This is a genomic window from Streptomyces sp. NPDC002044, from assembly GCF_040296725.1.
In the GTDB taxonomy this organism is placed as follows: domain Bacteria; phylum Actinomycetota; class Actinomycetes; order Streptomycetales; family Streptomycetaceae; genus Streptomyces; species Streptomyces antarcticus.
Window position 1 is genome coordinate 1 of record NZ_JBEOXU010000036.1, and the last position, 22031, is coordinate 22031.

At 70.7% G+C, this 22031-nt stretch carries 17 protein-coding genes; 14 read left to right on the plus strand and 3 right to left on the minus strand.

Annotation, left to right across the window (positions count from 1 at the left end; genetic code table 11):
• Positions 1–428 precede the first annotated feature (428 nt).
• Positions 429–1616 (minus strand): hypothetical protein, encoded by a 1188-nt coding sequence (locus ABT106_RS12345; protein WP_351275747.1) that lies wholly within the window; start codon positions 1614–1616, stop codon positions 429–431.
• 1510 nt (positions 1617–3126) lie between these two features.
• Here ABT106_RS12345 and ABT106_RS12350 point away from each other — a divergent pair.
• Complete coding sequence (locus ABT106_RS12350; protein ID WP_351275749.1) at positions 3127–3657, plus strand: P-loop NTPase family protein; 531 nt, start codon at positions 3127–3129, stop codon at positions 3655–3657.
• A gap of 231 nt (positions 3658–3888) precedes the next feature.
• Positions 3889–4509: a helix-turn-helix domain-containing protein gene (locus tag ABT106_RS12355; RefSeq protein ID WP_351275751.1), complete on the plus strand. Its 621-nt coding sequence runs from the start codon at positions 3889–3891 to the stop codon at positions 4507–4509.
• A 514-nt stretch (positions 4510–5023) separates the two neighbouring features.
• Here the strand turns inward: ABT106_RS12355 and ABT106_RS12360 are convergent.
• On the minus strand, positions 5024–5296 hold the full coding sequence (locus tag ABT106_RS12360; RefSeq protein WP_351275753.1) for a hypothetical protein: 273 nt from the start codon (positions 5294–5296) through the stop codon (positions 5024–5026).
• A gap of 1853 nt (positions 5297–7149) precedes the next feature.
• Here ABT106_RS12360 and ABT106_RS12365 point away from each other — a divergent pair.
• Both ABT106_RS12365 and ABT106_RS12370 read left to right on the plus strand, forming a co-directional pair.
• The gene (locus ABT106_RS12365) at positions 7150–7773 is read left to right on the plus strand and encodes a hypothetical protein (RefSeq protein WP_351275755.1); all 624 of its coding nucleotides are present in this window, start codon (positions 7150–7152) and stop codon (positions 7771–7773) included.
• Positions 7770–8198: a MarR family transcriptional regulator gene (locus ABT106_RS12370; RefSeq protein WP_351275757.1), complete on the plus strand. Its 429-nt coding sequence runs from the start codon at positions 7770–7772 to the stop codon at positions 8196–8198. Before ABT106_RS12365 ends, ABT106_RS12370 begins: the two co-directional genes overlap by 4 nt.
• Positions 8199–8344: 146 nt before the next feature.
• Here the strand turns inward: ABT106_RS12370 and ABT106_RS12375 are convergent, their stop codons facing one another.
• Positions 8345–8770: a hypothetical protein gene (locus ABT106_RS12375; RefSeq protein WP_351275759.1), complete on the minus strand. Its 426-nt coding sequence runs from the start codon at positions 8768–8770 to the stop codon at positions 8345–8347.
• Between the two features lie 592 nt (positions 8771–9362).
• Here ABT106_RS12375 and ABT106_RS12380 point away from each other — a divergent pair.
• The 10 genes from ABT106_RS12380 (at position 9363) to ABT106_RS12425 (ending at position 21968) form a co-directional block, all read left to right on the plus strand.
• Positions 9363–10154 (plus strand): conjugal transfer protein, encoded by a 792-nt coding sequence (locus tag ABT106_RS12380; RefSeq protein WP_351275761.1) that lies wholly within the window; start codon positions 9363–9365, stop codon positions 10152–10154.
• Complete coding sequence (locus ABT106_RS12385; RefSeq protein ID WP_351275763.1) at positions 10151–10453, plus strand: hypothetical protein; 303 nt, start codon at positions 10151–10153, stop codon at positions 10451–10453. Before ABT106_RS12380 ends, ABT106_RS12385 begins: the two co-directional genes overlap by 4 nt.
• Positions 10450–11010 (plus strand): hypothetical protein, encoded by a 561-nt coding sequence (locus tag ABT106_RS12390; RefSeq protein ID WP_351275765.1) that lies wholly within the window; start codon positions 10450–10452, stop codon positions 11008–11010. Before ABT106_RS12385 ends, ABT106_RS12390 begins: the two co-directional genes overlap by 4 nt.
• Entirely contained in the window at positions 11007–13574 is a 2568-nt protein-coding gene (locus ABT106_RS12395) for an ATP-binding protein (RefSeq protein ID WP_351275767.1), read from the plus strand. The genes ABT106_RS12390 and ABT106_RS12395 overlap by 4 nt, the downstream gene beginning before the upstream one ends.
• Positions 13571–13936 carry a hypothetical protein gene (locus tag ABT106_RS12400; protein ID WP_351275769.1) on the plus strand — a complete coding sequence of 122 codons (366 nt, stop codon included), beginning with the start codon at positions 13571–13573 and terminating at the stop codon, positions 13934–13936. The genes ABT106_RS12395 and ABT106_RS12400 overlap by 4 nt, the downstream gene beginning before the upstream one ends.
• The gene (locus tag ABT106_RS12405) at positions 13933–16695 is read left to right on the plus strand and encodes a hypothetical protein (RefSeq protein WP_351275771.1); all 2763 of its coding nucleotides are present in this window, start codon (positions 13933–13935) and stop codon (positions 16693–16695) included. Before ABT106_RS12400 ends, ABT106_RS12405 begins: the two co-directional genes overlap by 4 nt.
• Positions 16692–17816, plus strand: coding sequence for a C40 family peptidase (locus ABT106_RS12410; RefSeq protein WP_351275773.1), 1125 nt, complete (start codon positions 16692–16694; stop codon positions 17814–17816). Before ABT106_RS12405 ends, ABT106_RS12410 begins: the two co-directional genes overlap by 4 nt.
• Before the next feature lie 158 nt (positions 17817–17974).
• Positions 17975–18490 (plus strand): hypothetical protein, encoded by a 516-nt coding sequence (locus tag ABT106_RS12415; RefSeq protein WP_351275775.1) that lies wholly within the window; start codon positions 17975–17977, stop codon positions 18488–18490.
• Positions 18472–21066, plus strand: coding sequence for an ATP/GTP-binding protein (locus ABT106_RS12420; protein WP_351275777.1), 2595 nt, complete (start codon positions 18472–18474; stop codon positions 21064–21066). Before ABT106_RS12415 ends, ABT106_RS12420 begins: the two co-directional genes overlap by 19 nt.
• Positions 21063–21968: a replication-relaxation family protein gene (locus ABT106_RS12425; RefSeq protein WP_351275779.1), complete on the plus strand. Its 906-nt coding sequence runs from the start codon at positions 21063–21065 to the stop codon at positions 21966–21968. The genes ABT106_RS12420 and ABT106_RS12425 overlap by 4 nt, the downstream gene beginning before the upstream one ends.
• Positions 21969–22031 lie beyond the last annotated feature (63 nt).

Below are 22031 nucleotides of genomic sequence, written 5' to 3' on the forward strand. Positions count from 1 at the left end.
TAGGCGGCGATGGCGGCCGTGAAGCCGGTCACCGCGCCGGACTCGATCTCCGCCTGCTTCAGGGCGGCCGCGTCGCCCTTCGGGCGGGGCTGGCCTGCGCTGCGCTTCGGCCTGGTGTGGTTCCGCTGCGCTTCACCACACCCCTCCCTCACCCCCTGCGCTGCGCTTCGGGGGTGAGGGAGGGTCACCGGCCGTGCTGCGCGCGGCTGGTCATGGCCTTTCGCTGCGCTTCAGGCCGGGCCGGTCCGCTGCGCTCCCCGGCCTTGAGCCCGCTTCGCGGGCCGCTGGCAAGGGGCGGAGAGGGGTGGCGGTGTGTGTCATCTGATGCAGGATGTAGCTTTGGCGGAATAGCTGGGCACCCCGGGTGGGGTGAACGCGGGGACGGAGAGTTTCTGGCCTTTCGTCAGAAACTCTCCGTCCCGGCTCGTTTAGATGCCCGGGAAGAACACCCGGGAGGCAAACGGGTGCTGGTGAATCTTACCGAGGTATTCGGCCTGGAATGCCTTTCGGGCCGCTACTTCGTCGGCGCGGAGGATTCCCACTCCCTTCTTCGTCTTCACAACCACTCCGTCGATGATGCTGATTCCCGCTCCGCCGAGATCGGAGAAGAGATTGATTCGCAGGTGCAGGTACACCCTTCCGTCCTGCTCGGCGATGGTGACCGCATAGGCCAAATCGGCGAGCGGGTAAACGTGGGTGTCACGGGACCGGTTGGCCTCCCGATGACTCGTCAGGATTTCCGGGCGGAGCGCCCGAAGGTAGTGCGCCAGGGTGGCGCGTGTAGCCGGGCGAAGGGGGATGCTGATGTCGTCCGCGTCGAACTCCCGGACCACGGGCCTTTCCCACATGCCGGTGACGCCGGTTGTGCAGGTGCTCACGATCTCGTTGTAGGTGCGCCGCAGCTTGCGCTGCACGTAGGCGAGATCGGCATGGAGCCCGGGGTCCGTAAGGCTTGCCCATCCCTCCGGCAGGAGGAACTGAGCGGTCACGGTTGCCGTGGGGGTGGAGAGCGCCGGTACGGGGACGAGGACGCGGAGCGCGTCCGGGTCCACGCAGTCGGCGCTGAGGAGCGATCCGAGCACGGAGGCTTCCTCCACGATGCGCCGCGACCGGGTGGCGGAGAGGGCCCCCGCCCGCACCGCCATTTCCGCGACGGTCGCCCGCTCGGCCTGGGTACGCCCGACCAAGTGAGCGTGGAACCTCTTTTCGCCCTGGATGGACTCGCGGTCCACCGTCGCGGGGTCGTAGCTCCACGACACGACCGAAGTGAGGTCGTAGGCGCGGCAGTGGTCCGCGAATGCATCGGCCATGACTCCGAAGGCCGCGCCGAACTGCGCGGAGTGGTCGTGCAGTCCCGGCCGGTGCGTCGCCCCGGCCGAGATCACCATGAGCTCGAACAACGCGTGGGGGGCACTCTTGTTGGTGAGGGCGAACGCCTCATCGGGCGAGATCACGACGTGTCCGAACACCGTGGTCCGGTCGTACAGGTTGCTGACGGTCCGCAGACGGCCCGTCGCGTTGACGTAGCCCCGGTAGCCCTTCGCGGGCAGGGAGTCCACGACCCGGAGATCCATCCGACGGGCTTCGAGGTCGAGCGGGAGGAGACGACTCGTCATGTGCTGTCCTTTTCCGGTTGGTGAACGTTGTTGCCGGGTCGGGGTGTGCCGCCCCTCTCCGACAAAGACAACTTTACAGGACTCAAGCTCGTCAGTCCACGGAAATCCCCTGCTCAGAAGCACTTCTCATGACTCCGAACCACCCGGGAGCGCAGCGGACCGCCCCTCCCTGGCGGGGAGCGCAGCGGACCGCCCCTCCCTGGCGGGGAGCGCAGCGGACCGCCCCTCCCTGGCGGGGAGCGCAGCGGACCGCCCCTCCCTGGCGGGGAGCGCAGCGGACCGCCCCCGCCCGCCGCGCAGCGGCGGGCATCCCCCGGGCGCGCAGCGCGCGGGGTCACCCGCTGCGCGGGGAGTGGTTGAACCTCAGCCACGCACCGGCCCGCACCCGGCCAACCAGGCCGCTGCGCCCCGGTGCGTGGGCGTGTCGATCGGCCCGCGTGCTCGGGGTGTAGGTGCGGCGGCCGTGAGGCGGGATTCCGCGTGAGTGTGGGTCTCTGGGTGCCCTGGCGCCGTTGAACCGGAGCTGGCGGGGTGCTAGCTCCCGGCCAGGGTGCGTGGAGACCCACACTCACGCGGAATCCCGCCGACCCGATCCCCTCAGGTGCGTCCCCCGGGGCCTACAGCCGTCCCGGCGCGCCCGGTGAACCCGTCAGACCGTGGCGGGCTCACAAGACTCGGCCAGCGGGTCGAGAAGCGCTGCGCGCCATCGGAGAGCGCGATCGCGGGAGCGACTGGACCCCGCGAGTCCGTCGGCCCCGGCATTCCGTCGGAATACCGGGGCCGGGGCGGCCCGGTCGTACTGCCCCAGAGCGCTCTGGGCACCGGCCCTGGCCCACGCACCCATGTCGGCGCGGACTGCCCACGAACCTAGCCTGCGCCCGCAGGTCCCCACGCCGCGCACAGGTCTCCCCTGGGTGCCGGCAGGCGGCCCGCTGCGCCACGGCTCTAAGCGCGGGCGGAGACTGTGCGGGTGGATGATCAGCGCCGCCCCCTGGGCACCGGCCCCCGCCAGCCCCCGACCCGGACGGGTCGGTACGACGTGGCCGTCTGGCGGCCGAACTCGCCGCCCCGGCCCCGGTGGTACCCGCGACCGAGGAACCGGCGCCAGAAGCCCCCGTGCGGCCGCATCGGCGGATCCTCGGCACCGGCGGCGCCAGCGCCTAGGCAGGGCCGGCACCGGCCGGGCCGCCTTCCTGGACCACCACGACGCGGACGGCGCGCAGGCTCGCGGCGACCGTGACTGCGGCGAGCCCGGGCTGGACGGGGTCGCCCAGGGCCGGCCGTCACGTACGTGGCGGCCGCGACGGCGGGCCAGGGCGAGGTAGCTCAGGACCAGTAGCAGGCGAACCGGCGCGCGCTGGGTAACCATGTCGGGCGCGTCGGCTCGGGGACTACACCGAGAGAGAAACACCTCAAATAGTTTGGATTTCAGAAAACAAGGCGGAATCAGTTCTGCGGTCAAGGATAATTGAGCTTCGCTAACCGTTGGACGAGTAGTCAGGAATCATTGGTGGTAAGAATCGCTCTATTCGGCCCTCCTGCGAGCGGGAAAACAACGATCGCGAAGAACCTCTCTGCTTCACTGGGCCTGCCGCATACCGATCTTGACGACGTGTTGTTCACGGAGGATGGCCCGCTTCCGCTCGATGAGTTTCGCGGCAAGGCCGATCGGGTCACGCGGGGAGATTCCTGGGTGGTCGAGGGAAACTACTCGAAACTCGCTGATGTGGTGTGGCATCGGGCTGACGTCCTGGTCTGGCTCGATCTTCCGTTGTCCTTGATCGTGTGCCGGATCGTGCACCGAAGCCTGCGTCAGCTCGCCGGTCTGGACACGAGCGCGCAAGCACGGCGTCTCACCTGGAACCGCGCCTTCTTCGGTCGGCGCTCCCTGCTGCGCACCGCGATCCGGAAGTACCGCGAGAACCGTCCCCGGTACGCCTTGCAGGTCGCCGAGACCGCGGCTCTGGGCGTCGATGTCGTACGGCTCCGCAGCGGGCGGCAGGCGGATGCATGGCTCGCGGGCCGGCTCTCCGGTCGGTGAACCAGGGGCCTCGGGCCCCGGGGAATCCCCTGATGAACCCAAATGCTGTAAGGTTAAATCCGTCTCTCGCGGGTGCCCGGGAAACGCCGAAGCCGGCGGAGGGCCGCTCTGGGAGCGACCCGGCACACCGCCGGCTTCGTACAACGTTCAGGCCCGGAAAACCAACCAGCCTGCACGCCAAGCCTACAGGCTGCGCCCCCGCGGCACAGCAGCAGCCGCCGAGGAGACGACGTGATCCCCCGCAATCAGCCGGTCATCAACGAGGCCGACATCGCCCGCCGGCTCGGGGTGCCCGTGGCCACCTGGCGCCGCCGCGACGCTCCCGCCTTCCGCAGCCACGTACCCAGCCTCCTCCCCGGAAGCCGCTACCTGATCTACAGCCTGGCCCAGGCGGACGCCTACCTCGCCGGCAAGCCGATCCCCGCGCTACCCGACGGCGAGCACCGCGACGACCTGCTCACCGCCGAGGAGGCCGCCGGCATCCTCGGCATCAGCCCGAGCACCGTGCGGGCCTACAGCGTCCAGGGCTACCTCTCCGCCGGAACCAGCGTCTACGGCGCGCGCCTGTGGCCCCGGCACGAGGTCGAAGCGCGCCGCGACCACGCACCCCGCCAGGGAAAGGGCGGAGGCCGCCGCGCCGGCGAACCCCAAGGCCCCCGCAAACAGCACGCCTACGAGGGCGACCCACGGCTGCGCACCGCGGCCAACGCCCTTACCGTCGCGCACAGCGCACCCAAGGGCCGCATCGCCGCCGAACTCGCCGCGCAGCACGGCGGAACCCCCCGCACCTGGGAACGTCTCCTCACCGCGGCCGCGGCAACCCGAGACAGCACCCCGCCTGTCCACGAGTGACCAGCCCCAGCTAGAAAAATACGGGCACTTCGGCAGATCTGGTGACCTGGATGGTCCGGCTCCCTGTCTCGGGGCCGTCAGCAGGGGTGGGCCGGGGAGGAGCCAGGCAGCTCATCGACGGGTGGGCCTGACGCCTGGGACGTGGGCACTGCGGAACGCCGTGCGGACGGCCCCATTCGGCCCGGGGGGGGCGGAAGGGGCGTACGGCCAGGTGTCAGGCGAGAGGGGCGTTTCCCGGAGGCTCGGGGGAGACCTCCGGAACGGGCGTTCCCGCCCCGCCCAACGAGCCGCCCCGCATACAGATGCGGGCGCCCGCCGGCGGTCGCCTCTCTCCCGCCCCGTGACGGGCAGAGACGACCGGCCGAACCGGCCCCCGGACGCTCGGGGCGCCCGGGGCCACAGGGTGTGCATTCCCTCCCCCTCCAACGACCGTGCGAGACACCCGGTACGAGTGACCCTGCGCCGGCCGGCGCCCTTGCCACCCGCTCTCAGCGGAAGTGGGCGTCGGCCACATTCATTTCCTCCCCCCTCCCTCTCCCCAGTCGCTCTCCCTCCATCTCCGCCTCACCTTTCCGCCGGTCTTCTCACCCACTTCCCCTCTCTCATCCAGCACTCCTCTATACCTCACCTTCCCCCACCTGCTCCCCTCCCCTTTCTTTTCGCCTCTCCACTTCCGCCCACCAAACACCCTTCCAAACCTGCCCTCCTCAATCTCTCTTTCCTCTTCACCCCTCCTCCCTATAAGTCCAGCCTCCCACCGGCTGCAATTTGGGGTCTGACCAGGCAAAATGCAAGTCGTCTGTAGAGCGCACCTACCCCGACCTGTGCCCCGACCTGTATCCCCACCTGTGCCCCGACCTGTGCCCCGACCTATGCCCCCAGGATGTGCAGCTGGCCAGGCCGCGGAATAGCACAACCAGGCGGTGGAAGGTCAGCGCGCTCGAAGCCGGCGTCACCGCCCCGGCGCCGAGCGCCATCTCCACCGCCACCTCTTCGCCGGCCTTCCGCTACGGCCGGAGCGGGTCGAGTGGGCCTGCCCTCCTTCACCGTCGGGGCGTCGGCGGCAGCGTCATCCTTGCGTCGCCGCAGCCGCCAAGTGGTGGGCGGCGGTGTCGCGGATACAGACGTGGCGTCCGGCAGCAGCGTCCAGCCGGCTTCGGCTCCCTCCGCCACGGCCTCCTCCGGAGTGTCGAACAGCATCGTCCAGTCCTCTCCTTAAAGTGAGGCGAGGCAGTTGTCGCAGTCGAGAACGTGGCCCCTGGGGCGGGGTGTGCGAATCGTCATCAGGTGTCTCTCATCCAGGGCGCTCGCCCCCCGTGCACGCGATGGCCTTCTGTCGGCTGGAGCCCCGGATCGCCCGGGAATCGGCTCGTCATCCTGAGTCACGCGATCAGCGTGACGGTCAAGGAAGTCCGGACGGCGTTGGCAACCATCATCACTCGCGGGACTACCGCGGGCGTGCTACCGGGGGTGCGGCGTACGGTCACGCCCCATTTGGAACTGAGGCCGGGACCTGTCAAACAGCACGCCTAATGGGAGCTATGGAACCGAGCAGAGAGCTTCCCGCTCCTGACCTGCGGTGGGGAGGAATTCGGTGACTACGGGTCCCCGGCGCCAGATCTGGGTCCCCTCCGCTCCAGCCCGTTCGAGCACCGCACCGCAGCCTGGAGACCTTGCGTGCCGCCGTCCTTCCCTGTGGCTGCCTCAGCCACCGAATGTGTGCCCACGCGATGCCGACACACGGTATCCGGCGGGCGGGGGCCACCCGCACCACAGACCAGACCAGCCCCCATGCTGCTTGCAACCGAGGCCCGCCCCCGACTCACCGTCACTTGGAGGGCCGGCCGCACCGACGAAGCGAGTACCGGAGCGCAGCGCAGGGCGCAGCCGCCCAGCCTGTGGATTCCGCAGGGAGACGACTTCGGAGTGGTGATGGTGCCTGTGACGTTGCTGCTGCTGGTGGGGTGCGGGTGAGTGCTGTGGGTACATGCCGGGCAGCAAGTACATCAGATTGGAGAGCCAGAGCGTTTCCGCTGGCCAGAGAGTTTCTGACGGAGTCTCAGCGTCTCCTCAGTAGTGACACTGGAGTCGCGCAGTGTCCCTTCTGGGGAGACATTGCGAAGCCAATAAGTCAGGAATCCTGACGCGATGACCCCTGAAACGTCAGCAATGCTGACCTTTCAGCGTCTCGGCGACACCCTTTGGCGTCGGCACGGGTGGCGGACCTGCTTCTTGCGGTGGGGAGTTCGGTGTGAGTCACCGGCTGGATCGTGTCCCAGCTGTGATGCCGGAAGGAGTGCCGTGGTGATCCAACCGGTGGGGTCGTCGCCGTTCCTTGGGGCAGAGCAATTCCCACCCCAGGAAAGGCTGACCATGGCCCCGACAGCTCCGCGGCCCCTCCGTACGCCGCAGCCGACCGCGCGGCTGCTTCGCCGGTTGGCCCCCGGGTGTCACCCCAGGGGTGACACCCAACACGCCAGAGGTCAGTAATACCGACCTGTAGGTCAGAATTGCTGACCTTCTGCTACGTTGCTGCCGCCCGGGATCTTGAAATGTGGAGAGTCGTCCGTGTCTGATTCGCCGAGTCGCCGTCGTGTCCCGAAGCAGCCTGCGCCCCCACCCCTGGACCCTGGCAATCCGTTGACCGCGTTCGGTTCGCGCCTGCGCAGCATCAAGGATCTGGACGACCTGGCGCAGCAGTATCCCGACCGGGAGCTCAGTCTCAGCCGCAAGCGGCAGAAGCTGGAGTTCTACTCCAGCAACGAGCGGCCGAACGCCTTCGCCATGGCGAGTCTGGAGTTCCTGCTCGTCATCGCGCAGTACTACCGCGAGGCGCTGCCTCTGCGCCTGATCCTGCTGCTGATTGCCGGGCAGAGAGCCGGGGGGAAGATTCCTCTCACCCAGGACGACATGGCGGCCGTCTTGGACGTGCCGCGGCAGAAGGTGAATCCGGCGCTGCAAGAAATTATGGAACACGGGATCGTGCTGAAGCGCCGACCCGGCGTCTACCAGTTCAACCCGCCATACTCCTACGTCGCGGCCGAACTAGTCCGCGGAGTCGACGGCAGCTCGGAGTATGTTCAGGTCGACCAGCAGGATGCGTTGGACGAGCTGAGGGCGGGCAAACTGCCGGAGCTGGTGCGCTATCCGTCGCTGCAGCTCATGCGCGAGGCGATCGACGAACTGCGCCAGGAACGGGCGGCAAAGCGTCGGGAACGGCGCGAGCGGAGCGGTTCTCAGGTGGAGAGGGAGCAGGGACTGTGAGCAGAGGGATGTTGTTCGCGCCCGTCAACGGCGAAGGAGTCATCGCGGCGTTGGACCTGCCGCAGCCGGCCTACCGCGTACTGCTCGCGTTGCGCTCCCGCAGTGAGCCCGGCGGCCGGGTGGACATGGGCCAGACCCAGATCGCGGCGCTCTTGGGCCTGAGCCGCCCCAGCGTCACCTCCGGCCTCCGCGAGCTGATACTCGCCCGCCTGGTCACCAAGCAGCGCAACGGCGTATACCGGATCAACGCCATGCTCGCCGGCTACGAGTCGCCTGCCTCCGCACAGCGCGCCATCGATGACATGGAAGCCGACGACCGGCTTGACGATCCGAACTTCGTCGCCCGCTACCACCAGGCCGCCGAGGACTACCGCGAGCAGCTCGCCCTCGAACGGCGCAAGAGGCTTCACATCGCCGTCGCCTGATCCTCCAACGGAAGGGTGCCGCACACCCCGGCCTGGGGTGCGGCGCCCTTCCTGCACTCTGACGGTCAGGGGACGGTGCCGCAGCAACCTTGTCTGCCGTGGCCCGGTTCAGCACGGAGCGCGACGGACAAGGAAATGGGCGGAGCTCAGTTGGTCTTGGTGCAGGTGAGCCACTTGCCCTTGGGAGCGGCCGTGCAGGCCCGGATCTTCACGCCGGGCCCGTCGTACTCCCATTCCGCCCCGGTGGTCATCAGCGGGTCGCCACTCGTGGGGTAGGTGGGAGCGGTCACCACCCGGGCCCGCTTCGGCGCTCCGCCGTTCTTACGGACCTCCAGCCAGAGCTGTCCGCCCTGGGGTACCCAGCCAATCGCCCGCGCGTGGTCTACCCCTCCGATCTTCTTGATCCGCAATTCCACGATCGGACCGTCCCATTCGCCCGTGGCCCGGTAGCAAAGCCGAGCCCCGTCCCGCAGTTCGCACGTTGAGTGCACCGTGACGGCCGCGTTCGCCGGAAAGCCAACCACCATCACCATCGCGGCCGCCAACGCGGCGCCGGTCATCGTCAGTCGCATGGCCGTACCAAGGGTCCCCGGCCTCATTCCGATACGGGCCGGCCCCCGCGTTCCTTCGCACGGACGACACCGGCCGCACCCGCAGCAGGCAAGCCCTCCCCCGCGGCGTCATCCCGCCAGCAAGGCTGTGACCTGCAATGGGGAGGTTACTGGTGACGTCACTGGTGAGTCTTCCGGGAGTCACCGGTGAGTCACCGGCTGGACCGTTGTCCACCCGTGACGCGGCATGGGTGGCCGTGGTGATCCAACCGGTGAGGGGGCCGCCGTTCCTTGGGAGCAGAACACAACTCCTCCCAAGGAAGGCGTCACCATGACCCCCGCTCCTCCCCCGCCAGGCCGTCGCCGTACAGTCCGGCGCAGCGTCGCGAAGGCGGCTTCCCCGTCGCTCCGTACGGCTCGTCCGGAGACTGTTCCGGTCCGGCAGCCGGTTTCCCGCGGGCCGAGGTTCGTCCGGGCCGGGATCTGGACCGCGCTGGCGGCCGGGCCGCTGGCCCTGGCCCTCGCGCTTACCGTTCCGCGGACCGTCACCGCGCAGGCTGCGCCCTCCCCGTACCCCGTCGAAGCGGTCCGGGCGTCGGCGGATCCGCGTGGTGTGGCGGAGCTGTTCGTGGACCTGTGGCTCCGGGCCGACGCTGCCGACCCGGACAGCTCCGTCGCGGCCGCGGTCCGCTCGCTGTCCTCGAAGGTGGAGCTCCCCAGGCGTTCGCGGACCGGTGGCGCACCGGCTCCCGCGCGCGTCATGGCGGTGCGGTCAACGGCCACCCCCGAGATGTGGACGGTGGTGGTCGCCGTACTTCACGACCAGGCCGTGCCCGCCCCGGACGGGGGCCCAAAGACCAAGGTTCCGCCGGTGCGGTACTTCGCCGTGTCCGGCAGTGGGGTGAAGGACGGCGGACCCGTCACGATCGGCGGACCGCCGGCGGAGGTCGCCGCCCCCGGCGCGGCCGCGGAACCGGCTTCCCCCTTCACCCACCCGATCCCCCACGATTCGGCGTTGGAGACGTCGCTGGGCGAGTTCCTCCGCACCTACCTCAGCGGCGGCCAGGGCGCTGGACTGGAGCGGTACCTGTCGCCGGGACTGCGGGTGTCGGCGCCAGCCGTAGCGCCGTACGTACGGGTCGATGTCGAGGATGTCGTCGCGGACGCTGCGGTGGCCATGGGCAAGGGCGTGGCCGCAGACGGTTCGAAGGCACGGGTCGAGGTCCGGGTCACGGGCGAGGACAAGCACGGGGCGAGGTGGCCCCTGATGTACCGGGCTGAGGTGAGCGCCCGCGCCGGGCGGTGGGAGGTCAGCGCGCTCGAAGCCGGCGTCACCGCCCCGGCCCCGAACGCCATCTCCACCGCCACCTCTTCGCCGGCTCCGGTCTCGGGCGGTGTGCGATGAACTCTGTGGTTCTGGCCGGTGGCCTTGATGTGCTCGGCGACTCCCTGCTCAACACCCTAGGCGACTGGGGCGACAAGGGCCTGAAGGTCATTTTGACGCTGGTGGTCCTTGTGATCATCGCCCGGAGTCTGTCCGTGAAGGCGGCGATCGGCGCGGTGCTGGCGATGATCATCGCCTTGTCGCTCTACGCCTCCCGCGACTCGCTCGCGTCGCTCTTCTCCGACGAGATCAACAACCCGGCCAGCGGCGCCGGTCAGGTCACAGCCGTGTTCACCCCGGACCGGGGGCCGGTCCTGTGAGCGAGAAGACGCGGCCGCGCATCGCGCGGGTCTACACGAAGGCGCGCCGGCACCCGTGGGTGCTCGGCAAGCTCGGCGACTGGACGGTCTGGTTCGGCCCCTACACCCCGGCGCAGCTCGTGGTGCTCGGGGGTGGCGCGTTCACTCTCATCAAGACCTACGCCTGGTGGTCGTGGGCCGGCCCGGTTCCCGTCGTGCTGTGGCTCGCTTCGGTGTGGGCGGTGCGCGGGGCGCAGATCGCCGGGCAGAACCCGTTCACCGCGCTCGCCGGCATCCTCGTGCTGCTGGCCCGGCATCCGGCCGGGCTGGTCGGCGGCAAGGTCGCCAGGGACCGGCGGCCGTCGCACATGCGTTGCCGGTTCGTCATCACCCCTGTGCCCGCCCCGCAGGCCGTCCTGGCGATGGCCGGTGCACGCACCGCGGCGCCTGTACCGGCCCGGGGCCGTACGGCTGCGCCCGCGCCTGCGGTGCGCGTCGCGGCCGATTCCGCTAGCGCGGCGGCGGGTTCAGGTCTGTCGCGGCTGCTCGTCGGTGCCGGACAGGGGGGTGCGCGGTGAGGACTCCATTCCGGCACATCAGCGGCCACCTGCTGTGGTCGACGTCGGCCCGCGTCTGGGGCGTATGGCGGGTCGCTCCCCTGCCCGGCGGTTACCTGCCCGCCCGAGTCCACCAGGAACTGCTGGGGCGGATCACCTCCCTGGTCCGGTCGATGCCCGGCATGGAGCCCCGGCTCCTGGTCCTCGCTTCGCGCACCGATCCGGGGGAGGTCGCGGAGCGGATGGTCGCGGACCTCGACTGGCGGCGCCTGCCCCAGTGGGCGCAGACCTGCGAGGCAGCCGTAGATCTGCTGGCCGGCCAGGAGATGCACGAGCGGACCCTGTGGCTCGCCATCCCTCTCCCCGCCAAGGGGACGGCGGCAGGGGCCACGTTCAGCGCCCTCTACTCCGAGCTGTCGGCTGCCCTGGACCTGCCGGCGGTCCCGGTCACGGACGCGGAGTTGTCCGCCGCCGTGGCGGAGGCTGAGCGGATCCAGACGTCCCTGGGGGGCGGGCTCGGGCTGCGTCCGGCGTCTCCGGCGGAGATCGTGTGGCTGCTCCAGCACGCAGTCCACCGCGGCCTGCCCCAGGAGCCGCTGCTGTGCGACGCCGAGCAGAGTCCCCTGTACGGCAGCCGCGTCCGGGAGGGGGTACTGAGTTCCCCTTCCTATGCCGACCTCGGGCAGATCCGTCTTGCCGAGGGCGGGCAGCCCCGGGGCGGTGCTCCGAAGGGGGAGAAGGCGCCATGGTGGCGGACGGCGGGTGTCTCTTCGCCGGTCGGCCGCAAGTGGCTTCAGGTCGAGTCGGAGTCCGGGACCGGATTTCAGGCGCACCTGGTCCTCGCCGAGCTTCCGCCGGCGGTGTCGGTGGAGAGCGCGGACATCCTCGCCCAGCTGGAGGGGCTTCCCTTTCCCGTCGACGTCGTCGTGGACCTTCATGTGGTACCGGCGAAGAAGGCGCGGGCGCAGGTGCAGCGCAAGAAGCGCGAGCTGATGGACCAGGCCGAGCAGTACGGGGCGCAGCCCACCGGTATGCCGCACTCACTGCCGGATGCGGCCGGGGACCTGGCGGAGCAGGACGCGCGGATGGCGCGGACGTCGGTTGAGGTCGAGGTGCAGTCCGTGACTGTCCTGACCGTGTGGGGGCCCGATCCGGTGACGTGCGATGCGCGGGCCAGGGAGCTGTCTTCGGCTCTGTCGGGTGGCGACTACCGGGCGGAGCGCCCGTACGGGATGCAGGAGGAGATGTTCGCTGTTGGCCTGCCCGGTGCTCTGCGGGCGCAGAAGCTGGGGCAGTTCACCCAGCACCAGCTTTCCGAGGACTGGGCCGCCTCCGGCGCGCTCACCCTCTCCAGGGTGGGTGATCCGGCCGGGATGATGATCGGTCACGACCTGGACAGCGGCACCATCCGCCCGGTGTTGCTGAACCCGGCTGACGCTCCGCAGGTCAACGCGTCCGCGTCCAGTGCGGTGATCGGGGACCTGGGCGGCGGCAAGAGCGTACTGGAGAAGCTGGTCACGGGCGCGGTCGTGGACCGGGGCGGCCGGGCGATCGTCATCGACCGGACCCCGGTCCGTGAGTGGGCCAGTTTCGCGCAGGCCGCGATGGGCGACCGCTGCCAGATCATTGACGCCGCGCGCGCCGAGCTGTCCATCGACCCGCTCCGTGTGTTCGGTGGCTCGGTCGGCGCCCACTACGCCCTGTCCTACCTCACCCTCCAGCTGGGCGTCGGAGCGATGAGCCCGGCTGGCGCCGTCCTTCACCACGCCGTCGAGGAAGTCGCCGGGAGCCCGAAGCCGTCCATGGGAAAGGTCCTGGACGTCCTCGCCGGGCTGGCTGCGGCCGGAAGCGGCAGCCGCGCGGACGCGGCCGCGAGCATGGGCGACCTGCTGCGGATCGTCCGCAGCAACCCCCTGGCGGCGATGGTGTTCGACCCGGATCTGCCACCCGTCTCCCTGGACGGGGACCTGGGCGCGGACATGGTGGTGGTGACCACCGCCGGGCTGACGCTGCCGCCGAAGGAGGCGTTCGCCGATGTCGAGGTGCTGCGGCAGCAGCCGCTGGAGGCACTGATCGGGCGGGCGGTGCTGTATCTGATCGCGGCGATCGCCCGGCAGGCCGCGTTCACCGAGCCGGAGCGGTTCTGCCTCGTGACTCTGGACGAGGTGTACTGGCTTACCTCTTCGGCTGAGGGCGCGGCCCTGGTCCACGAGATTCTCCACGACGGTCGCAAGCACGGCGCCGGGTGCTTTCTGGGCGCCCACGACGAGCAGGAGCTTGGCAAGGATGCCGGGCTGATCGCCTACCGGTTTCTCGCCCGCACCACCGACAGCGCCCGCGCCGCACGGGGCCTGCGCTTCCTCGGCCTCGACCACGAGAACGAGGACCTCCTGCGCCTGGTGACTACAGGTCTCTCCCCGGTCGGCCAGAGCGGACGCGAGGGCGAAATGCTCCTGCGTGACCCCCGCATGCAGGTAGGCCGTATCAAGGTCGTCGTCCCGCCGGTACCCCGCATCAAGAAATCGATCTTCACGACGCCCGGCGGCGCACGCAACGCGTCGGCCCCTGGGGGGACTCCGCGATGACCACCCACCTGCGTCTGCGCCTTGGCGGTGCCCTCGCCCTGCTGCTCCTCACCTGCACCACTGCCGTATGGGCCTCCTCGCAGGACCATGCCTCCGCATCGAAGGCCGGCCCCTGCATGCACCTCATCGGGCCGGCCCGGGACTACTGCGCCCGCCTGCCCGCCACGCCCGTACCCGCTTCCCCGCCTCCTGCGGCGGACGGCCGTACGAGGGCGGCCATGGTCAGTCCTGCTGTGGTGACGAGGGCGGCGGACCGGGTGCGTGCTTCTGCGGGCTGGCGGAGTGGGCTGCTGCTGTTCTCCACGGCTGCGATCGCCGGGGCCGTGGGAATGGTCCTGAGCGCCGAGCGGCGGACACGGTGAACCGGATCCGGCTGCTGGGCCGGTACGACATAGACCGGGGAACGCTCCGCTCGGCCGGCTTCACCGCGCTGCTGACCGTCGTGTTCCTGGTGACGAACACCGCGGTCGCGGCGGCCGCCGACGGCACGGCGCAGGGCGGAGGGCTGCTGGGCCCGCTGGACATCATCACCCGTGAGGGGGTGCCGCTCAGCGGCTACCGGCTGGAGAGCAGCATCGACACCTTGCCCGTCGGCGAGCAGGTCGAGAGTGCTGTCCTGCGCAACGGCCTGCCGTTCGATGTCATCGGGGAAACCCAGCGGCTGTGTCTGAACGGCTTGTTCACCCTGGTGCGGCTGCTGGTCGGCCTGTGCTGCTGGCTGCTCCGCTTCGTCTTCGACTTCCCGCTCCTGACCCTGCTCACCGACCCAGCGCAGCGCCTCGCCGACGCATACCAGCGGCACGTCGTCGGAGCCCTCGGCCTCGCCGGCCTCCTCCTCGGCTGGGCGTTCATCTTCGGGGCGATCCTGTTCGTCCGAGGCCGGGTCGGGAAGGGCCTGGGCGAGATCACCCTGACCCTGGTCATCTCCGCGTTGGCCGCGAGCGCGTTCATCCGGCCGGACTACGTGCTGGGCGAGGACGGGCCTCTCCAGCAGACCCACCAGGCCGCGATCGAGGTCGCGTCCATCACGACGTCCTCGTACTTCGATACCCCCGGCCGCGGCGGCCGCCCCTGCGACAGCGCGGTGGGCTCAGCCCACGAGGCGTGCGTCAACGAACAGGCCGACGCGAAGACGGTCACCACCCCGATCCAGAACGCCCTCACGGACGCGCTGGTCGTCAAGCCGTACATGCTCCTCCAGTACGGGCGCGTCCTGGACCCCAAGGGCCCCGGCGAGTCCGCCGCGTACCGGGCCCACCTGAAGTGGATCAAAAGCAATGCGCCGAAGCCGACGGCACCGGTGGCAGACGGCACGGATCCGTGCGCGCTTCTCGACGGGCCGTCGCTCGACCACTGCCGAGGCCAGCAGGCGGCTCGCGCCGACAAGCCGGAAGATTCGTGTCGTCTCCTCTTCGGTTCGGCGAAGGATTACTGCCTGGCCCAAGCGCAGAAGGCCGAGCCCACCGACCGCTGCTCGTATCTGGACCCGCAGAGCGAGAAGTGGTGCCGAGAGAGGAACAATCCCACCACGGGATTCCCCGCACTGCTCAAGGATCTACAGGGCGCGGGCCCGGTCGGCCGGTCGGCGGCCGCGTACGCCGAGCAGCCGTCGTGGGACCGGGTCTGGTCGGTGCTCGCGCTCTTGGTCGCCGTCATTGTCGTGGCACTCATGATCGTGTCGATGGCCGTGGTGATGCTCGGCGCTCAGGGCGCCGACGCCGCCGCGGCGGCCGCCGGCCCGGTCGCCTGGGTGTGGGCGATGCTCCCGGGCCCCTCCCGCATGGTGCTGTGGCGCTGGCTCGGCGTATTCGTCGTCTCCGCCCTGGTGGCGTTCATGGCCGCGATGGCGCTCCCGCTGTTCGGGATCGCCGTGGATGCGCTCCTCGCCGACACCGGCCCCGACCAGATGGTGGAGCGCCTCCTCCTCGTGGACGCCCTCGCGCTGGCGTTCCTGGTCCTGCACCGGCGGATCCTGACCGCGACGGCCGGGTTCGGGCAGCGGATGGCCATGCGGATGCAGTTCGCCAAGGTCGGCGGCAGCCACCTGCGCGGCGACAACTCCGAGTTCGGTGCCGCCCTGGCCCTGCACGGCCCTGCCGGACGAAGCGGCGGCCTCAGCGGCAGGCTGGGCGGCGGCCTCTCCTCGGCGCACGGCGCATTCGGCGACCGGCTGCGCTCCCTGGGCAGCTTCGCCGCCCTCACCGACGGTGCCGGGATGCCCATGTCCCCGGGCCGGTTCCTCGGTGACGCCGCAGCCGAGGGCCGTCGCGGCATCGCCCCGCTCGCCATCGCCCTGCGCGGCGCGCACGCAGCGCTCATCGGACCCAAGCCCGGTCAGCACCCGGCGGCCGCCCACTTCCACAATGCCGCCTCTGTTCAGCAGAACGGCGCATCCGGAGGCGAGATGGTGGTGGACCAGTGGTCCGGTGAAATCCTCCACGACCCGGCCACCGACCGGCCGCTCCTCGGGTCACGTATCCACGCCCGGGCTTCCCGGCTGCGCGGATACCGGATCGCCTCCGGGACAGCCCGCCTCGCCTACGGCGCGACCGTGGGCCTGCCCCGCACCCTCAGCGCAGCTCAGGCCGCGGGCTCGGAGTTCACCGACGACGCCCGGACGCAGCTGCGGGTCGCCGGGCACCACCTGCGCGAGGACACCGGCCGCTGGGCCGACGGCGGCCGCGCCGTGCGCGATCGCGTCGACCACACCGGGCAGGTTCTGGCGACCGCGTGGCAGGTCCACGATCCGGCCGGAACCGTCCGGGACGCCGCCATCGCGGGCGTCATCCGCACGGCCCCGCTGGACCGCACCCGCCAGCCCGCCCCCCGGACCACGACGGCGTCAATCAGCCGCCCCAGACCGGGAACTGTCCCCCCTTCACGCGCCGTCCCGGACCGGGGAATTCCCCCGCACCGCATCCACGCAGCGCCGGGCAGCAGCCAGGACCCGGCACCCCGGCGCCGTATCCGACCCCAAGCCACTGTCCCAGCACCGGCACCGGCACCGGCACCGGCGGATGTCCGGGCGGACCGGACGGCGGCGAATTCAGCCCGGCTCCGGCGGATCTTCGAAGCCCGCGCAGCCGAGCGCCGCCAGCGTGAGGAAAGGGACGGCCAGTGAAGCGGTGGAAGAAGTTCGGATGCCTCGGCGTACTGCTCCTGGTCACGGCTGTGTCCTGCACCGGAACCGTCCTGCTGGCCGCGGCCACGACGCGCAGTCAGGCGGGCGCCGGCAGCGGCGGAACCGTTGACGCGGCAGCCGCCGGGATCCCCGAACGGATGCTCACCGCGTACCTCACCGGCGCCTCCCAGATCAGCCAGCACGTCCCCACCTGCCAAGGAATGCGCTGGCAGATCCTCGCCGGGATCGCACGGGTGGAATCCGACCACGCGTCAGGCCGCATCATCGGCGCGCGCGGCGACATCACCCCGATCATCACCGGCCCCCGCCTCGACGGCTCCGGCGCAGGCGGCAACACCACTGCGATCCGCGACACCGACGGCGGCCGCTGGGACAACGACCCCGAGTACGAGCGGGCAGTCGGCCCCTTCCAGTTCCTGCCCGAGACGTTCCGCGCGTACGGGAAGGACGGCAACCACGACGGCACCATCAGCCCGCACAACGCCGACGACGCCGCCGCATCCGCCGCCGTGTACCTGTGCGGAGGTGGCCGCAACCTGGGCGACCGCCAGCAACTGCGCGCCGCGATCCACACCTACAACCGGTCCTGGGCGTACGTGGACGACGTCCTCTCCGGAATCGACCGCTATGACGCCCTCGGCCGGACCCCGCACATCCCTGGCGGGAACATCGGCGGCGTCATCAAGACCGCGCTCGCGCAGCAGGGCCTGCCTTACTCCTGGGGCGGCGGCAACGCGAAGGGCCCCTCCACCGGCATCTGCTGTTCCCCGGGCGGGCAGGACGGCCGCACCGTCACCGGCTTCGACTGCTCCGGCCTGACTCTCTATGCCTACGCCCAGGCCGGTATCGCCTTGCCGCGGACCGCGGCCGCCCAGGCGGGCGTCGGCCGGCGTATCCCCGCATCGGCTGGGTTCGCCGCGCTCCAGCCCGGCGACCTCGTCTTCTACGGCTACAGCCCCACAGCCGACTCCACCATCCATCACGTCGGCCTCTACATCGGAGACGGAAAAATGATCAACGCTCCCAGGCCCGGCAAACCCGTCCGGATCGACCCCGTCACCGCCATGCCCGACTACGCGGGCGGGGCCCGAATCCTGTGAACCACACCCCCGTCACGCACTGGTGTACCGGTCTCCGGCTTGCCATCGCGGCCGTCGCTCTCGCCTGCACCGGAGCCTGGCTACTGACCGCAGGGCTGACCGGTGCCCCGGCTCCGGACCCAGCGCCGTCTCCCAAGGCTCTCGCCTCACCAACCCCGGTGTCGGGCACGATCCGCGCTGCCTCCGCCACCGCCGCGCCTCCCCCGCCGGCGTTCAGTGACGAGGCTCCCGTCCCTGCTGCCCGTCCACTGGCATCCTCATCTCCGGCTCCGCAGCCCGGGACCGGGCAGGTTGCCGCAGCGGCTGGGCAGTCCGGCGGTGCCCTGGCGAGCGAGCTGCCGCCGCCCGGGTCCGGCCCGGCCGCGGACCCGATCATCCAGCAGACGCTGGACCGGGCCAGCCCGCCGGACCTGCCGCCGCACGACGAGAAGCATTTGCTGGCCGCCGGCCGTAGGGCGTGGTCGGCAGAGACGGCCGGATACACGCAGGTCCGCATCCAGGCCGCGACCGCCCGCCGTGACACCAGCACAGCGGCAGCGCCCGGCGGCCGCGAGGCTGCGGTGGTGCGGCTGGTGTGGGCCGGCGCCGACCCGGCCGGGACCTTCCTCGACGGCCGCACCGCCAGCGTCCGCTATACCCAGAACGGAGAAGGATCATGGGAACGAGCCCTGTGACACTGGCAGGCGAGGCCGTCGGCACCATCGTCGGCGTGGCCGATGCTGTCGGAGGTGTCGTCCGCTGGGTGTTCGACAACGCCATCTGGCTGGCGCTGGCCGCCGGCGTACTGCTGGCAGGGTGGGAGGCGTTGCAGCGGCGCCTCGCTGAAAGGGCACTGGCCAAACGGACGTACGTAGAGCTGGTGCCGAGCGCCGAGTTCGCGCCGAGTCCGGAGCAGATCTGGCGGCAGGGGATGCAGCTGATCAGCGCGGCCGGAGCCGGCCGCTGGTGGGTACCCGCGCGGGCCCGCACCGTGCGGCTGCGGCTGCGCGCCGACGGCAAGAAACCCATGAGCTACCGGATCGAGGCCCCTGCCGGCGCTCGGGCGCTGCTTGCGCAGACGCCGTACGGGGCGAGGGTGGAGGTCATAGAGGCGGCTCCGATCGCCGACAAACGGCGTAAGTACGTGGTGCGCGCTGTCCTGACCCTGCGGGGTGAGCCCGGGGCCCGGCTGCGGGACGTACCCCTGGACCCCGACCCGCTCCAGCCCCTGATCGACGCAGTCGCCGACCTGAAGACCCGGTTCGGCGACCTTGCCGAGGTCTGCGTTGACCTGTCCCCCGCCTCCCGATGGCGCCTGGCAGTACACCGCGCGCAGATCATGCAGAGGGCCCGGGACAAGGGCCGTCGCGAAGCGCAGCGCGATGCGCGGTGGATCAGCCGGGAAGCCGACAGCAGCTTCGGCCTGCGGCAGTTGCTGGATCCGGCCGAGGGGCAGCGCTCGGGCCGCGGCCGGATGGCCATGTCCCCGCAGCCCCGTCGGCTTGAACGAGAAACCGTGCTGCGGAAGCTGACGCAGAGCACTGGGCTGGTGCGGGTGCAGATCCTGGTGCGGTGCGCTTCCAACAAGGAGGGCCGCGCCGAGCAGCGCCTGGCCCGGGTCAACGCTGCCCTGGACGTGTTCGCCGGCGCCACCAGCCTCGCCTCCCAGGGCTGGTCACTGGGCCCGGTGCGAATCGGTCCGGACCGGTGGCCGTGGTGCAAGCGGTTCGATGAGCGCTGGACGAGCGCGCTGATGCGGCCGGCCCGCAACGGGTGGGCCCACCTGGAAGAACTGGCCGGGCTCCTCAAGCCGCCCACCGGCGCGGCGTCCGTGCCGCTGCTGGAGAGGGACATGCCCACGTTCAAGAACGGGGCGGACCTGATTCCGCAGGGCTGGCACCGGGGGCCGGACGGGCAGGAGCGGCTGCTGGCCACACACGAGGACGACACCCTCTTCGAAGTGCAGTCGGGCAAGAGCAGCTGGGGCAAGACGATGCGCGCCCAGGTCCAGGCAGTCGCCAGCGCCCACAACGACCGCGGCCTTGCGTTCGTGGACCCGCACGGCGACTCCTTCAGCGACGTCGCCCGCTACCTAGCCCACGACAAGATCATGGAGCGGATCGCCCTCTTCGACCTCACGGTGAGAAGCGAAGACGACCTGCTGGGCTGCTGGAACCTGCTGGACATGTCCAGTGGCCAGCGACCCTACGAAGTCGTCGCTGCCGTGGTCGACGCGATGTCCACCGCTCTGGGGTGGGACGACGTGAGCGCGCCACGGGCGCTCACCATCCTGACCAAAGCCGTCGAGGCGCTGGTCGCGGTCAACACCCGCGCAACCGCGGCCGGCCTGCCGGAGCGGCAAGCCACGATCTTCCAGGTCCGCCCGCTCCTGACTGACGCGGCGTTTCGCGCTCTGGCCCTCGGCGCCCTCGATGGGGAAGCGGCCCGGTGGTGGACGAGCAGCTTCCTCGACCTGCCGCGGGAAGGGCTCCTCACCGTGCTGAACCCGCTGGAGCGGCTCGGTGCGAACCCAGTCATCCGGGCGTTCCTGGGCAGCCCGGTCAGCGGGTACGACATCCGGCGGGCAATGGACGAGGGCCACGTCGTGTGGATCTGCCCGCCCGGGACCGGGCCGACCGACCGGCTGCTCGTCTCCCTGATCGTCCGCGACTTCCTGCGGGCCGGCCTGTCCCGCCGCGACCTCCCCGAGGCAAAGCGGCGCCCATTCCGCTTCTACCTGGACGAGCTGATCTCCCTGGACAGCGGGGCCTCCACCGTCATCGCGCAGATCACCGAGGAACTCCGCAAGTTCGGCTGCCGCCTGCACGGCATGACCCAGCTCCTGCAACGCCTGACCCCCACCACCCGGGCCGCGCTCCTGCAGAACGCCTCCTGCCTGTCCACCACAGCCGGCTCGGTGGAGGCGATCGCGCAGATCACCAACCAGTGGCCTGGCTCTTCGGTCACCCCACAGGACGCGGCCGGGCTCGAACGGTGGTGGCACTACGCCTCCTTCACCGTCGCAGGCAAACGCATCGGCCCCCTGCGCATCCGCGGCCCCGAGCTGAAAGAGGTCTTCGGCCGGCTCGCGAAGCCGGCCCGCGTCGGCGCCCTGCGCAAAGCCGCGCACACAAACGCCGGGGCCCGCCCACTGTCCGCACTCACCGCCGCGGCCCTCGCCCAGGAGGAGCAGGTCCGCGAATACCTCACCGGCCTGACCCCGCAGGCACCCCCCGCACCCGATGACCAGTCCGAGGAGCAGTACGCATGACCACCGCTACCGTCGCCCAGCCCGACACGGCCGACACCCATGCTCACCGGGCGCTGGCCCTGATCGCCCAGCACCGCCTGCTGACCAGCCCCCAACTGCACCAGCTGGTCATGCCAGGCGCCCTGCCCAACAAGATCCACAAGATCCTGCGGCCCTTGCGTGAGGACGGGCTGATCGCCCACACAGCGCTGGGCGGCCGCGGCTACCACGCCTACTTCCTCACCCCCGCCGGCACGCAGGCCGTCGGCGACTGGCCCGAGCTCCGGGGCCGCCACATCTCCACCATCCCCAGCCCGGCCGCCGCCGCGCTCCGCGCCGCCCACACCCTCACCGGCGTCCGCGCCCACCTGACCTTCCTGAAGGACGCGCGGGCCCGCAGGGACGAGTACCAGGCACTGGACTGGGTTCCCGAGGTCACCCACCGCCTCCCCGACACCGGAGGTGAGGACCGGCTCGTCGCCGACGCCGTCTTCCACTACACCTCCACCGGCGCCCGCCGGATGCACTACCGGGCGTTCGTGGAGATCGACCGCGCCACGATGAGCAGCGAGCGCCTGGCACGCAAACTCATCACCTACGCCCGCTTCCACGACTACACCCCCCAGACACCCGGCCGGCGCGGCACCGTCGCCGACCAGGACACCCCGCTCGCCTGGCAGCGGTTCTACCCCCGCTTCCCCCGCATCCTGTTCATCCTCACCGGCGCATCCCGCACCACCCTCGCCAACCGCATCGCCGACCTGCGGCGCATGACCGCCGACCACGACCTCGTCACCCGCTTCGCCGCGCGCGTCCCTCTCGGCGCGGCCATCCTCGAAGACCTCGAAACCCAAGGGCCGGCCAGCCCTGTCTGGACGCCGCTGGCCGGTGCCCCCGAACTCCGCGGGTGGACCCAGCTGTGAGTGCCTGTTCCTGGGGCCGACATGACATGTGGGTGGTCGAAGCCCTGGCTGCAACCCGGCCGC

Excerpts from the sequence above, each read along its gene's own strand:
- ABT106_RS12385 (WP_351275763.1), top strand. The coding sequence starts at position 10,151 with ATGAACTCTGTGGTTCTGGCCGGTGGCCTTGATGTGCTCGGCGACTCC.
- ABT106_RS12375 (WP_351275759.1), bottom strand. The coding sequence starts at position 8,770 with ATGCGACTGACGATGACCGGCGCCGCGTTGGCGGCCGCGATGGTGATG.
- ABT106_RS12345 (WP_351275747.1), bottom strand. The coding sequence starts at position 1,616 with ATGACGAGTCGTCTCCTCCCGCTCGACCTCGAAGCCCGTCGGATGGAT.
- ABT106_RS12420 (WP_351275777.1), top strand. The coding sequence starts at position 18,472 with ATGGGAACGAGCCCTGTGACACTGGCAGGCGAGGCCGTCGGCACCATC.
- ABT106_RS12400 (WP_351275769.1), top strand. The coding sequence starts at position 13,571 with ATGACCACCCACCTGCGTCTGCGCCTTGGCGGTGCCCTCGCCCTGCTG.
- ABT106_RS12425 (WP_351275779.1), top strand. The coding sequence starts at position 21,063 with ATGACCACCGCTACCGTCGCCCAGCCCGACACGGCCGACACCCATGCT.